At 60.9% G+C, this 14,584-nt stretch carries 11 protein-coding genes; 5 read left to right on the top strand and 6 right to left on the bottom strand.

What is annotated here, in order from left to right:
* Positions 1-172: 172 nt before the first annotated feature.
* The 3 genes from rdgC to sugE all read left to right on the top strand — a co-directional run bounded on the left by rdgC (position 173) and on the right by sugE (position 2,627).
* Entirely contained in the window at positions 173-1,093 is a 921-nt protein-coding gene (gene rdgC, locus PMI31_RS10260; protein WP_008017923.1) for a recombination-associated protein RdgC, read from the top strand.
* Between the two features lie 135 nt (positions 1,094-1,228).
* Entirely contained in the window at positions 1,229-2,194 is a 966-nt protein-coding gene (locus tag PMI31_RS10255) for a bile acid:sodium symporter family protein (RefSeq protein WP_008017922.1), read from the top strand.
* A 118-nt stretch (positions 2,195-2,312) separates the two neighbouring features.
* Entirely contained in the window at positions 2,313-2,627 is a 315-nt protein-coding gene (gene sugE / locus PMI31_RS10250) for a quaternary ammonium compound efflux SMR transporter SugE (protein WP_008017920.1), read from the top strand.
* A 52-nt stretch (positions 2,628-2,679) separates the two neighbouring features.
* Here sugE and PMI31_RS10245 read toward each other — a convergent pair whose 3' ends face one another.
* The 4 genes from PMI31_RS10245 to PMI31_RS10230 form a co-directional block, all read right to left on the bottom strand.
* Complete coding sequence (locus PMI31_RS10245; protein ID WP_008017919.1) at positions 2,680-4,554, bottom strand: MFS transporter; 1,875 nt, start codon at positions 4,552-4,554, stop codon at positions 2,680-2,682.
* 100 nt (positions 4,555-4,654) lie between these two features.
* Positions 4,655-5,806: a TDT family transporter gene (locus PMI31_RS10240; RefSeq protein ID WP_008017918.1), complete on the bottom strand. Its 1,152-nt coding sequence runs from the start codon at positions 5,804-5,806 to the stop codon at positions 4,655-4,657.
* Between the two features lie 105 nt (positions 5,807-5,911).
* Complete coding sequence (locus PMI31_RS10235; RefSeq protein WP_008017917.1) at positions 5,912-6,223, bottom strand: cupin domain-containing protein; 312 nt, start codon at positions 6,221-6,223, stop codon at positions 5,912-5,914.
* Between the two features lie 48 nt (positions 6,224-6,271).
* On the bottom strand, positions 6,272-7,462 hold the full coding sequence (locus tag PMI31_RS10230) for an MFS transporter (RefSeq protein ID WP_008017916.1): 1,191 nt from the start codon (positions 7,460-7,462) through the stop codon (positions 6,272-6,274).
* 148 nt (positions 7,463-7,610) lie between these two features.
* Here PMI31_RS10230 and PMI31_RS10225 point away from each other — a divergent pair, with 148 nt between their 5' ends.
* Complete coding sequence (locus tag PMI31_RS10225) at positions 7,611-8,147, top strand: TetR/AcrR family transcriptional regulator (protein WP_008017915.1); 537 nt, start codon at positions 7,611-7,613, stop codon at positions 8,145-8,147.
* Positions 8,148-8,328: 181 nt separating this feature from the next.
* Entirely contained in the window at positions 8,329-11,799 is a 3,471-nt protein-coding gene (locus PMI31_RS10220) for a hybrid sensor histidine kinase/response regulator (RefSeq protein WP_008017913.1), read from the top strand.
* Between the two features lie 202 nt (positions 11,800-12,001).
* Here PMI31_RS10220 and rmuC read toward each other — a convergent pair whose 3' ends face one another.
* Entirely contained in the window at positions 12,002-13,366 is a 1,365-nt protein-coding gene (rmuC, locus tag PMI31_RS10215) for a DNA recombination protein RmuC (RefSeq protein ID WP_177323561.1), read from the bottom strand.
* Positions 13,367-13,541: 175 nt separating this feature from the next.
* On the bottom strand, positions 13,542-13,865 hold the full coding sequence (locus PMI31_RS10210; protein WP_043302325.1) for a hypothetical protein: 324 nt from the start codon (positions 13,863-13,865) through the stop codon (positions 13,542-13,544).
* Between the last annotated feature and the right edge of the window lie 719 nt (positions 13,866-14,584).

Below are 14,584 nucleotides of genomic sequence, written 5' to 3'. Positions count from 1 at the left end.
GAGCTAATCACCCTTCGCTTCGGTGTGGCGCGCATTCTACGGAGCGACCCAACCTCTGGCAAGCACTTTTTAAAATAATTTTCTCAGGCCTTCCAAAGGCTTAGAGAAAGGTTGGCCTATGGCACGGCGAAGACAATAATGCCCGCCTTTGTATAAAGGAGAGACTCACCCCATGTGGTTCAAAAACCTGCTTATCTATCGCCTGACCCAAGTTCTGCCTGTTGATGCCGAGGCGTTGGAAACTGCACTGGCCACCAAACTGGCGCGCCCATGTGCAAGCCAGGAGTTGACCACCTACGGTTTCGTCGCGCCGTTCGGCAAAGGCGAAGATGCGCCGCTGGTGCACGTCAGCGGTGACTTCCTGCTGGTGTCCGCGCGCAAGGAAGAACGTATTTTGCCGGGCAGCGTTGTGCGTGACGCCGTCAAGGAAAAGGTCGAAGAGATCGAAGCCGAGCAAATGCGCAAGGTCTATAAGAAGGAACGCGATCAGATCAAGGATGAAATCATCCAGGCCTTCCTGCCCCGCGCCTTTATCCGCCGCTCGTCGACCTTCGCCGCCATCGCGCCGAAACAGGGCCTGATCCTGGTCAACTCGGCCAGCCCGAAACGCGCCGAAGACCTGCTGTCGACCTTGCGCGAAGTGATCGGCACCCTGCCGGTGCGTCCGCTGACCGTAAAAATGTCCCCGACCGCGACCATGACCGAGTGGGTCACTACACAGAAAGCGGCAGACGATTTCTTTGTGCTGGACGAGTGCGAACTGCGCGACACCCACGAAGACGGCGGCATCGTGCGTTGCAAGCGCCAGGACCTGACCAGCGAAGAAATCCAGTTGCACCTGAGCACCGGCAAAGTGGTCACTCAACTGTCCCTGGCCTGGCAGGACAAACTGTCGTTCGTCCTCGACGACAAAATGGTGGTCAAGCGCCTGAAATTCGAAGACCTGCTGCAAGACCAGGCGGAGCAGGACGGCGGCGACGAAGCCCTGGGCCAACTGGACGCCAGCTTCACCCTGATGATGCTGACCTTCGGCGACTTCCTGCCGGCGCTGGTTGAAGCGCTGGGTGGCGAAGAGACTCCGCAGGGGATCTGACTCCACAGTGACCTTTTGTAGGAGCTGGCTTGCCAGCGAAGGGGCCATTAAGTCATGCGTAGGCCATTGCGACGCCTTCGCTGGCAAGCCAGCTCCTACAGAAAACCGCGTATTTTTTACAAAAAGGATCAAGCCATGCGCGCACTGGCTGCATTGAGTCGTTTTGTCGGCAACACCTTCGCTTACTGGGTTCTGATTTTCGCTGCCGTGGCGTTCCTGCAGCCGGCATGGTTCCTCGGCCTCAAAGGCGCCATCGTGCCCTTGCTGGGGCTGGTGATGTTCGGCATGGGCCTGACCCTCAAACTCGAAGACTTCGCCGAAGTCGCTCGCCATCCATGGCGCGTGGCCTTGGGCGTGGTTGCACATTTCGTGATCATGCCCGGCGTGGCGTGGTTGCTCTGCCAGGCGTTCCACTTGCCGCCGGAAATTGCCGTCGGCGTGATTCTGGTCGGCTGCTGCCCAAGCGGCACCTCGTCGAATGTGATGACCTGGCTGGCCCGCGGCGATCTGGCGCTGTCGGTGGCCATCGCCGCCGTCACCACCCTCCTCGCCCCGCTGCTGACGCCAGCGCTGATCTGGCTGCTGGCCTCGGCCTGGTTGCCGGTGTCGTTCATGGAGTTGTTCTGGTCGATCCTGCAAGTGGTGTTGTTGCCGATCGTGCTGGGCGTGGTTGCCCAACGGGTGCTCGGCGACAAGGTTCGCCATGCGGTGGACGTTTTGCCGCTGGTGTCGGTAGTCAGCATCGTGATCATCGTCACTGCCGTGGTCGCCGCCAGCCAGGCGAAGATTGCCGAATCTGGCCTGCTGATCATGGCCGTGGTCATGTTGCACAACAGCTTTGGCTACTTGCTGGGTTACTTCACCGGGCGCCTGTTCAAGCTGCCATTGGCACAGCGCAAGTCACTGGCCCTGGAAGTCGGCATGCAGAACTCCGGATTGGGCGCGGCGCTGGCCAGTGCGCACTTCTCGCCATTGGCGGCGGTGCCCAGCGCATTGTTCAGCGTCTGGCACAATATTTCCGGGGCATTGCTCTCGACGTATTTCCGCCGCATGAGCGAGAAACAGGACCGGGAAATCGCCGCCCAGCAAGCCACTGAATGATCCGCGATCTTGATCCCCGGGTTAATACTGGGCACTATATTGCGCATCGCGGGGACGACCCCGCGGCTCGATCGAGTCATTAATCAGGGGACGACCCCGTCAGACGATGGAGGTCTTCATGTCCTGGATCATTCTGTTTTTCGCCGGCCTGTTCGAAGTCGGCTGGGCCGTCGGCCTCAAGTACACCGACGGCTTCACCCGCCCGCTCCCTACTGTTTTGACCGTTGCGGCCATGGCTGTCAGCCTTGGCCTGCTCGGCCTTGCCATGAAGGAATTGCCGCTGGGTACGGCCTATGCGATCTGGACCGGTGTCGGTGCCGTTGGCACGGTGATCGCCGGGATCATTCTGTTTGGCGAATCCATGGCGCTGGTGAGGCTGGCGAGTGTGGCGCTGATCATTTCCGGGCTCGTTGGCCTGAAGGTCAGCGCCTGAGCCACTGACGCCATCGCGGGCTTGCCCGCGATGAGGCCAGCACAGCCAGCGGCTATCTAGCGGTCCCACGCAACTCCCCCACCAACGCCTGCAACTTCGCTGGCTCCGCCGCCTCAACCGCCACCGCCGGCCCTGCGACCAGGGTCACCCGCGACCACAGGCGATGAAACAGCCCCTTGCCCGGATCGCGACTGAAGAAACTCCCCCACAACCCTTGCAAGGCCAACGGAATCACCGGCACTGGCGTCTCTTCGAGAATTCGCGTCAAGCCGCCCTTGAACTCATTCAGCTCACCATCAGCGGTCAATTTACCCTCGGGGAAGATGCACACCAGTTCACCGTCCTTCAGATACCGGGCAATCCGTGTGAAAGCCTTTTCGTAGATCTGGATGTCTTCTTGACGCCCCGCGATAGGAATCGTCCCCGCGGTGCGGAAGATGAAGTTCAGCACCGGCAGGTTGTAGATCTTGTAGTACATCACAAAGCGAATCGGCCGACGTACCGCGCCGCCAATCAGCAAGGCATCGACGAATGACACGTGATTGCACACCAGCAACGCCGCGCCCTCATCAGGGATCAGATCCAGGTTGCGGTGCTCGACGCGGTACATGGAATGGCTGAGCAGCCAGATCATGAAACGCATGGTGAACTCGGGGACGATCTTGAAGATGTAGGCGTTGACGCCGATGTTCAGCAACGAGACCACCAGGAACAGTTGCGGGATCGACAGCTTGGCCACACTCAACAAGACGATCGAGACAATCGCCGACACCACCATGAACAATGCGTTGAGGATGTTGTTGGCGGCAATCACCCGTGCCCGCTCGTTCTCGGCGGTACGTGACTGGATCAGCGCGTACAGCGGCACGATATAGAAACCGCCGAAGACGCCCAGGCCGAGGATGTCGAGCAACACCAGCCAGGCGTGGCCGAAACCGAGGATTTCGATCCAGCCATGACCGGTGGCGCTGTCCGGGATTGCCCCGGAATGCCACCACAGCAGCAGGCCGAAGACAGTCAAGCCGAACGATCCGAACGGCACCAGGCCAATCTCGACTTTGCGTCCGGAGAGCTTCTCGCAAAGCATCGACCCCAATGCGATGCCGACCGAGAACACCGTCAGAATCAGCGTCACCACGGTTTCGTCGCCGTGCATCCATTCCTTGGCATACGCCGGGATCTGTGTCAGATAAATCGCCCCGACAAACCAGAACCAGGAGTTGCCGACAATCGAGCGCGACACCGCCGGCGTTTGCCCCAGGCCCAGTTTCAGCGTGGCCCAGGACTGGCTGAAGATGTTCCAGTTCAGACGCATTTGCGGTGTGGCGGCCGCTGCGCGGGGGATGCTGCGGCTGGCCAGGTAGCCGAGCACGGCAATGCCGATGATCGCCGTGGACACCACCGGCGCGTAATGCGCCGAAGACATCATGACCCCGGCGCCAATGGTGCCGGCGAGGATCGCCAGGAAGGTGCCCATTTCCACCAGGCCGTTGCCGCCTACCAGCTCATCCTCACGCAGGGCCTGCGGCAGGATCGAGTACTTCACCGGCCCGAACAGCGCCGAATGAGTGCCCATGGCGAACAGCGCCACCAGCATCAACGACAGGTGATCGAACAGGAAGCCGACGGCGCCGACCGCCATGATGGCGATTTCCCCCAGCTTGATCAGGCGGATCAACGCGTCCTTGGCGAACTTTTCCCCGAATTGCCCGGCCAGGGCCGAGAACAGGAAAAACGGCAGGATAAACAGCAGCGCACACAGGTTGACCCAGATAGAGCGGTCACCTTCGATCGTCAGCTTGTACAAAATGGCCAGGATCAACGACTGCTTGAACACGTTGTCGTTGAACGCCCCGAGGGACTGGGTGATGAAGAACGGCAGGAAACGCCGGGTGCGCAGCAAGGTGAACTGTGAGGGGTGACTCATCTTCCATGTGTCCCTGATGATTTGGGTAGAGAGTGGCCTGGATACTGGTATTGGAGTATCAAACATCAATCCAGGCCACACATTACCCAATCTTTGCCGGTTATTTCTTCAATCCGGCAATACAAGGTGAGACAAACAGCTCGCCACGCCAGGCGCCCAGCACCGTGCGCTTGCCGACGATCAGCCACATCACGGCCAGCAACGCCACCAGCACACAGCCAAACACACTGAAAAACGTCAGGCTCAAGGTGCTGGCCAGCTTCAATGTCGCCAGAGAATAGACGCCCAACGGGAAGGTGAAGCCCCACCAGCCGAGATTGAATGGAATGCCGGCACGCAGGTAGCGCGCAGTGATCAGCAGCGCCATCAGCATCCACCACAGGCCGAAGCCCCACAGGGTGATGCCGGCCACCAGACCCAATCCTGCCGCAATCTCACCCACGCCCGGCAAACCGTTGGCCGCAAAAATCAGCGGTGCATCGCCGCCCAGTACCAGCATGCCCAAGGCACCGGTGCCGATCGGGCCAAGGGCCAGCCAGCTCGAGGCAGCCATGTTTTCGTGGGGCAGCTTATGCAGGGCCATGCGCAACAACAGAATGGTCAGGATGCTGAAGGCCACCGGCAGGGAAAAGGCCCAGAGCACGTAGCTGGTCACCAGCACCACCAGTTGCGAATGAGCGTCGGCCAAATGCGGGGCCAACAGGCCACCGCTGGCGGCCGCCACCTCTGCCGCGACCACCGGCAACAACCAGACCGCTGTCATCTGGTCGATGCTGTGCTCCTGACGGGTGAACATCATGTAGGGAATCAGTACACCGCAGGCCAGCGACATCGCCACATCCAGCCACCACAGCACCTCGGCGACGTGAATCACGCCTTCCCCCCAGCGCGGCAGGCCGAACACCAGAAAGCCGTTGATGATGGTCGCCAGACCCATCGGGATAGTGCCGAAAAACATCGAAACCGTGGAGTGGCCGAAGATCCGTCGTGCTTCGTCGAAAAACAGCAGCCAACGCGCCGTGTACATCGCCGTAAACAGCAGAAACAGCGCGATGTTGAACAGCCAGAGGGCTTCGGCGAAGGCGTGCAAGGCGGGTATGGCGACCGGCAATTGCGCCAGCGCCAACGCCAGCACGCCGGTGCCCATGGTGGCCGCGAACCAGTTGGGGGTGAACTGGCGGATCACCTCGCGGGGATGCTGCAGGTGACTGAAAGGTTTGATTGCGGGCTTGATGCTATTGGCGCATGTCATGGCGAACTCCTGTCCTCTCGTGAGGTAGAGCCCATGTTAGATCCGAATCGAATATCTATATAACGGGTAATTTCTCTATATCTTATCTATTACACAGATATAGACTCAAACGCTGCCTTCCGATTCAATCACCAGAATCCGCGCCGGACCCAGTGGGTGGGCCACGTGCTCAGTGCCGACCGAGGCATGGAAAATGTCCCCGACGTTCAGCACAACCTCCCGCTCGACACCCTCCTCGCGATAGAGCATCCGCACTTGCCCGTCGAGCACCACGAACACTTCCTCTCCGTCGTTGATGTGCCATTTGTACGGTTGATCGGTCCAGTGCAACCGTGTGGTGATGCCGTTCATGTTGGCGATGTCCAACGCGGCCCAGGCACGCTCGCCAGTGAACGATTTGCTGCGGATGATCTTCATGCTCCGATCCTTCGAATGAACTGACAGGGCGCCAAGGCTAACCCGGATTCACGGGTTAGCCGTACAAGTACGGGCGGAACGTTGGCGCAGCATGGAGGCCAGCGCGCCGAGGGCCAGGGCAATCAGCACCACGCCATAGCCATCGGTGGTGGTGACCAGGCCGAAGGTTCGCGTCAGGTTTCCGGCCAGGAGCGATGGCAGGCAGAAGGCGAGATAGCTGAGCGCGTAATACGCCGACACCAGCCCGGCACGCTCATGGGGTAAGGCCAGCGGCACCAGGCTACGCAAGGTGCCGAGAAAGCCGGAGCCGAAACCACATCCTGCGACCAGTGTGCCAAGGAAGAACAGCGGCAGGCTGGCACTGTGCACGCCCAGCAAAATCAGCACGACACCCGTTGGCATCATGCTGGCGCCCAATAACAACGCCTTGTCGGCGGGTCGGTTGCGCATGCTGTAAATCATCAGCGCGCCGGTCAACGTCAAGGCGGCCACGGTCGCCCCGCCAATCATGTTCGAGGTCGAGCCCGTGGCCGTGCGCACCAACGAAGGCGCCAGGGATGCGTAGAAACCGCCGAGGGCCCACAGGGCAGTATTGAGCGGCAGCACCCGCCACAAAGTGGAGCGCGCTTGCAGTGGCACATGCAGAGTCGGTCGCAATGACGCCCAAACCCCGGCCTGCCGCGAGACGCTTTCCGGCAAGCGCCAGACATACAACGCCTGCATCACGAACAAAGCCAGCAGCAGCCAGAAAGTCAGGTGCAACGGAGCCGGGGCGTACTCGGCCAACGCACCACAGCCCAGCCCGCCAATGGCCATGCCGGTCAACGGTGCAACGCTATTGACCAGCGGCCCCTGCTCGCGGTCGGTATCCAGTAGCGTTGCGCCCAGCACGGCGGTAGCCATCCCGGTGGCAAAACCTTGCAGAATTCGGGCACTGATCAGCCAGGCGACGCTGTCGGCGTGAATGAACAGCAGCATCGCCAGAATGTTCAGAATCACCGCAGTAAAAATCACCGGCTTGCGCCCCAAGTAATCCGACAGCGAACCGACCGTCAGCAACGCCGCCAACAGGCTGAGGGCGTACACGCCAAAAATCAGGGTCAGCGTCGCGGCAGAAAACTGCATCTGCTCCTGATACAAGTGATATAGAGGGGTCGGCGCAGTGGAGGCCGCCAGGAAACTGAGCAAGGTCACTGCCAGAAACCACAGGCTGGAACGATTTGAACGAGAACCGGGCATGGACATACTCCGCAAAAGCTAATTTTTTGCTTTTGCGGAGTGTGCTACTGGATCCCTCTTAAAGCAAATTCTTTGTGTTAAGGTCCAAAGCATGGCTTTCAGGACCGGGTGCCTGCAACGGGACCCGGCGCATTACAGGAAACACAGGATGACAGCTCCCACATTACGCCCCGGCGGCCGCAGCGCACGGGTACAAGAGTCGATTCATTTGGCCGTGCGCCAACTTCTGCAGGAGCAGGACCGCGCCAGTGTGACCGTCCCGCAAATAGCTGCGCGCGCGGGCGTCACGCCGTCAACCATCTATCGGCGCTGGGGCGATGTGTCGGCGCTGCTGGCCGACGTCGCCCTCGCCCGCATGCAGCCCGACAACGAACCGGCCAATACCGGCAGCCTATACGGTGATGTGCAGTCCTGGGCGGAACAGTACCTGGACGAGATGAGCTCCGAACCCGGCCGTAACATGTTGTGCGACGTGCAGGCGGCGCTGAAGCCGAGTTATTGCGCAACGATCATTGGCGGGCAACTGCAGACGATTCTGGATCGCTATCCGGATGCGCCCAAGCCCAGTGTCGATCGGCTGATCAATCTGATCGCCGCGCCGACGGTGTTTCGCATCCTGTTTTCCGAGGCGCCGCTGGAGATCGAAGAGTTGCATCGATTGATCGAGATCGCATTCAGTCAGTGAGGCTCCCTTCAAGCCCTACCATACAAGCGAGCCTGCTCGCGATGGAGCCAGTCCAGACACTGCAAATCCCCCTGCGACACCCCGCCACGCCACGACCTTGGTCGACACTGACTAACGCTGGCGGTCGTGCGAGACTGTCTGTCCGGGCGGGAGGTCCGGGTGTCTTTTGTCTGGAGTCCCCATGTCGCTGTCCACCGGGCTGATTGCCGCCGTCGCCCTGGCCTATATGGCCATCATGTTCGCCATCGCCTTCTATGGCGACCGTCGCAGCACGCCCTTGCCGCCGCGCGTGCGGGCCTGGGTGTACAGCCTGTCGCTGGCGGTCTATTGCACCAGCTGGACGTTCTTCGGCGCCGTGGGCCAGGCCGCCGAACAGCTCTGGTCGTTCCTGCCGATTTACCTCGGGCCGATCCTGTTGCTGATCGGTGCACCGTGGGTCCTGCAAAAAATGGTGATGATCAGCAAACAGGAGAACATCACCTCGATCGCCGACTTCATCGCTGCACGCTATGGCAAATCCCAGCCATTGGCGGTGGTGGTGGCGCTGATTTGCCTGGTCGGCGTGTTGCCCTACATCGCGCTGCAGCTCAAGGGCATTGTGCTCGGCGTGAACCTGCTGATCGGCGCCGGTGCCGACGCCATGGGCACCCGTGCCCAGGACACCGCGCTGATTGTGTCGCTGGTGCTGGCGCTGTTCACCATCGTCTTCGGTACCCGCAACCTCGACGCCACGGAGCACCACCGCGGCATGGTGCTGGCGATTGCCTTCGAGTCGCTGGTCAAGCTGTTCGCGTTTCTCGCCGTCGGCGCATTCGTGACCTACGGCCTGTACGACGGTTTCGACGACCTGTTCGACCAGGCCATGCTGGCGCCGCGGCTTGAACAGTACTGGAAGGAAACCATCAACTGGCCGTCGATGGTGGTGCAGACCGGCGTGGCGATGATGGCGATCATTTGCCTGCCACGGCAGTTTCACGTGACCGTTGTCGAGAACATCGATCCTCAGGATCTGCGCCTCGCCAAATGGGTATTCCCGGCCTACCTCGCCCTCGCTGCCTTGTTTGTCGTGCCGATCGCCCTGGCCGGCCAGATGATGCTGCCCAGTTCAGTGTTGCCAGACTCGTTCGTCATCAGTCTGCCCTTGGCCCAGGCGCATCCGGCGCTGGCCCTGCTGGCATTCATCGGCGGGGCATCGGCGGCCACCGGCATGGTGATCGTGGCCAGCGTGGCGCTGTCGACCATGGTCTCCAACGACATGTTGCTGCCCTGGCTGCTACGTCGCAACAACGCCGAGCGCCCGTTCGAAGTGTTCCGCCAGTGGATGTTGTCGGTGCGCCGGGTCAGCATCGTGGTCATTCTGCTGCTGGCCTACGTCAGTTACCGCCTGCTGGGCTCGACCGCCAGCCTGGCGACCATTGGCCAGATCGCCTTCGCTGCCGTGACCCAACTGGCCCCCGCCATGCTCGGTGCGCTGTACTGGAAACAGGCCAACCGCCGCGGTGTTTTCGCTGGCCTCGCCGCGGGCACGTTCCTGTGGTTCTACACCTTGATCCTGCCGATTGCCGCCCTCAGCCTCGGCCTGTCCCTGAGCACATTCCCGGGGTTGGCCTGGTTGCACAGCAATCCACTGAACCTGCCGATCACCCCGCTGACCCAAGGCGTGGTGCTGTCACTGGCAGGCAACTTCACGCTGTTCGCCTGGGTCTCGGTGCTGTCGCGCACCCGGGTTTCCGAGCACTGGCAAGCGGGCCGCTTCATCGGCCAGGAAATCAGTGCCCGCCCCAGCGCACGCTCGATGCTGGCGGTGCAGATCGACGATCTGCTGCAACTGGCGGCGCGCTTCGTCGGCGAAGAGCGCGCCCGTCAAAGCTTCATCCGTTTTGCCTATCGTCAGGGCAAAGGCTTCAACCCGAACCAGAACGCCGACGGTGAATGGATCGCCCACACCGAACGCTTGTTGGCCGGTGTACTCGGTGCCTCTTCGACCCGCGCGGTGGTAAAAGCCGCCATCGAAGGCCGGGAGATGCAACTGGAGGACGTCGTGCGCATCGCCGACGAAGCCTCGGAAGTGCTGCAATTCAACCGCGCCTTGCTGCAAGGCGCCATCGAGAACATCACCCAGGGCATCAGCGTGGTCGACCAGTCACTGAAACTGGTGGCCTGGAACCGTCGATACCTGGAGCTGTTCAACTACCCGGACGGCTTGATCAGTGTCGGCCGGCCGATCGCCGACATCATTCGCCACAATGCCGAGCGCGGTCTGTGCGGCCCCGGCGAAGCCGAAGTTCACGTCGCGCGTCGCCTGCACTGGATGCGTCAGGGCCGCGCGCACACTTCCGAACGCTTGTTCCCCAATGGCCGGGTGATCGAGCTGATCGGCAACCCCATGCCGGGCGGTGGCTTCGTCATGAGTTTCACCGACATCACCGCGTTCCGCGAAGCCGAGCAGGCGCTGACCGAGGCCAACGAAGGCCTGGAGCAACGGGTGACCGAACGGACCCACGAATTGTCGCAGCTCAACGTTGCCCTGACCGAAGCCAAGGGCAACGCCGAGGCGGCCAACCAGTCGAAGACCCGTTTCCTCGCGGCCGTCAGCCATGACTTGATGCAACCGCTGAACGCGGCGCGGCTGTTCTCCGCCGCCCTCTCCCATCAGGACGATGGTTTGTCCGGCGAAGCGCAGAAACTGGTCGAACACCTGGACAGCTCGCTGCGCTCGGCCGAGGACTTGATCAGCGACCTGCTGGACATTTCCCGCCTGGAGAACGGCAAGGTCAACCCGAATCGCCAGCCATTCGCACTCAATGAACTGTTCGACACCCTTGGTACCGAATTCAAGGCACTGGCGCGAGAACAAAAACTGGAATTCCGCGTTCGCGGCAGCGCGCTGCGGGTCGACAGCGACATCAAACTGCTGCGGCGGATCTTGCAGAACTTCCTGACCAACGCTTTCCGCTACGGCAAAGGGCCAGTACTGCTGGGGGTTCGTCGGCGCAAAGAACAACTGTGCCTGGAAGTCTGGGACCGTGGGCCAGGTATTCCGGAAGATAAACAGCAGGTGATTTTCGAAGAGTTCAAGCGCCTCGATAGCCACCAGACACGGGCCGAAAAAGGCCTCGGCCTGGGGCTGGCAATTGCCGACGGGCTCTGTCGGGTGCTCGGTCATACCTTGCGCGTTCGCTCCTGGCCGGGACGCGGCAGCGTGTTCAGCGTCAGCGTGCCGCTGGCCCGGACGCAAACCGCAGCGCCGGTCAAAGTCGCCGAGCTCAATGGCAAATTGCTCAATGGCGCGCAGGTGCTGTGTATCGACAACGAGGACAGCATCCTGATCGGCATGAACAGCCTGCTCAGCCGCTGGGGTTGCCAGGTCTGGACCGCGCGCAATCGCGAAGAGTGCGCATCGCTGCTGGCCGAAGGCGTGCGCCCGCAATTGGCGCTGGTGGATTACCACCTCGATCATGGCGAGACCGGAACCGACTTGATGGCCTGGTTGCGCACCCAGATGGGCGAACCGGTTCCCGGGGTGGTGATCAGCGCCGATGGCCGGCCGGAGACGGTTGACCAGGTGCATGCCGCGGGGCTGGACTATCTGGCCAAACCGGTGAAACCAGCGGCGTTGCGCGCGTTGTTGAGCCGGTACATACCGTTGTAGGTTTGAGTGACGCGGTGATGGATCTGACGCCATCGCGGGCAAGCCCGCTCCCACAAGGTTGTTCGGCGCTCCCGGCATCTGTGTCTGGCGGTGATTCCCTGTGGGAGCGGGCTTGCCCGCGATGGCGGAGTGTCAGGCGACAGAGATATCAAGGTGCCAGCCTCTTCGCGAGCGGCCTTCCGACGAAGCCTTTGACTGGAAACTACTCAGGCAGCTCGACCAACCCGTCCACATCCGTCATCGCCCGCTCCAGCAAGTCCGCCGGCAGGCTCTTGCTCGCCCGTGCGCCCAGCAGCTTGAGCTGTTCACTGCGGCTGACCAGGTTGCCTCGCCCCTCTGTCAGCTTGTTGCGTGCCGAACTGTAGGCCTTGTCGAGTTGCTGCAAGCGATTGCCGACCTCGTCCAGATCCTGGATGAACAGCACGAACTTGTCGTACAGCCACCCGGCACGCTCGGCGATTTCCCGGGCATTCTGGCTCTGGCGCTCCTGTTTCCACAGGCTGTCGATGACGCGCAGGGTCGCCAGCAACGTGGTGGGGCTGACGATCACGATGTTGCGGTCGAATGCTTCCTGAAACAGCGTCGGCTCGGCCTGCAACGCGGCAGAAAACGCCGCCTCGATCGGCACGAAGAGCAACACGAAATCCAGGCTGTGCAAGCCATCGAGGCGCTTGTAATCCTTGCCGGCCAGGCCTTTGACGTGATTTCGCAACGACAGCACGTGCTGCTTGATGGCGATCTGGCCGATGGCCTCGTCCTCAGCCGCCACGTATTGCTGGTAGGCCGTCAGGCTGACCTTGGAGTCGACCACCACCTGCTTGTCGCCCGGCAGATAAATGATCACGTCCGGCTGGAAACGCTCGCCGTCCGGCCCCTTGAGGTTGACCTGGGTCTGGTACTCGCGGCCCTTCTCCAGCCCCGCATGCTCGAGCACGCGCTCAAGAATCAGTTCACCCCAATTGCCCTGGGTCTTCTGCCCTTTCAGGGCGCGGGTCAGGTTGGTGGCTTCATCGCTCAAGCGCAAATTCAACTGCTGCAGACGCTCCAGCTCCTTCGCCAGGGAGAAACGCTCACGAGCCTCGTTTTGATAGCTTTCCTCGACACGTTTCTCGAAGGACTGGATGCGTTCCTTGAGTGGATCGAGCAACTGCCCCAGGCGCTGCTGACTGGTTTCGGCAAAACGCTGCTCGCGCTCATCGAAAATTTTCCCCGCCAGCTCGGCAAACTGCGCGCGCAACTCGTCCCGCGAACCTTGCAGGTCATTGAGGCGTTGCTGATGACTGTCCTGTTGCTCGCGCAATTCGGCATTGAGTGATGCAGCATGGGCATCCAGACGGCGCAACTCGGCTTCCTTGCCGGCGCGTTCGATATTCCACGCATGGGCGGCGTCCCGGGCGTCGTCGCGCTCGATCTGCAGCAGTTCGACTTCACGACGCAGCGCAGCCAGATCCGCCTGTTTGGCGGCGTTGGCCTGGGTCAGATCGCCGATTTCATCGCGGCTGGATTCGAGTTGTGCAGTCAATCCGTCCTGCGCCAGTTGCGCCATGGCCAGGCGCTCTTGCAGCAGTGCAACGTCAGCCAGCGTGGTGCTGGCCCGACGCTGAAGTTGCCAGGCCAATACCAGCAACGGCAACCCAGCCGCTGCCAGACCCAGCAATACGCTGGTCAAGTCCATTGCCATAGCCACTCCTGCCATTCGGATAAAGCCTGAAGGTTAACCAAGGCGCCTGATCTTGGACAGCTCAGTCTTCGATCAACCCCAGTTCCTGTTGAGCGCGGCGATCGCCTGCCCGAGCGGCCTGACGCAGCAGGTCCTGACCGATCCGCCGGTCCCGGGCATTCCCGCATTCCCGGCACATCAACTGGCCCAGGCGACTTTGCGCAGCCACCACGCCTTCACGGGCCGGCTGCTTGAGCAGACGTCCGGCGATGTGTTTGACGTTACGGTTTTCGCCCAAATGCGGACTGTCCAACAGCCACTCTGCCACGCGCATGGAAAAGCGCTTGGTAGGGGTAACAGAGGGTGGTGTGGAGGAAGAGGAAACGGAGGCTGAGCGAAACTTCATAAAGCACTGTGGGGCAGATCAGAAGGCGCGCAACTTTACTCTCTTTTTCTTACAGGTAAAGCCGAAAATATCCCGGCACGCCCGTCCTAGAGCAAGCGCTCGGGACAATCCACAGAAGCTGTGGATAACTCAGTGGACAACCTCGCTTGAACCTGCTCAAAGCCCTGTGGAATGGGGCTCGCAGTCAAACTGACGATTTTTTCACCAGTAAAAAAAAGCGATGTTTTTCATTGACTTAAATTTTGGTTACAGGCAGCCACTGCGCTTGAACATGAGATGACAGCGGGGTGACAGGCTGCGCAACTAATGTGCACAAGTGCCTTTGTGACGGTTATATCGATGCACTTTTTCGGCGCGTTTTTTTTGTCAAGCCTGGGGATAAACCCTGGCAAACCCGGTATTTAGACGGCTACGCTGCTACAAACGTCGATGACCGGTGGTCGGATTATTGTCCGGATACAGTGCGTATCAATCGAAGGCAGCACAGCTTCATGCACACCCCCACCGGGCAAAGTAGCCCGATCAGGCACCTGCCGGGGAATTCTTTTCGCTAACACACTTCCCTTAACCAGTTCAATCCGTTAGTATCCGCGGCGTTAGTACCAAGCTGAAAGTCAATTCTGGTCGAACAAATCCCCCCGGTCAGCCTTCCCGACGGAAGCCTCCACCGAACAAGCGGGATCGACCACCTCGATGGTTTCCAGGTAAATCTTGCGCCA

This window comes from Pseudomonas sp. GM55, from assembly GCF_000282395.1.
Lineage (GTDB): Bacteria > Pseudomonadota > Gammaproteobacteria > Pseudomonadales > Pseudomonadaceae > Aquipseudomonas > Aquipseudomonas fluorescens_CC.
The sequence above is the reverse complement of the archived record's forward strand: the minus strand, read 5'-3'. Positions and strand labels throughout refer to the sequence as shown.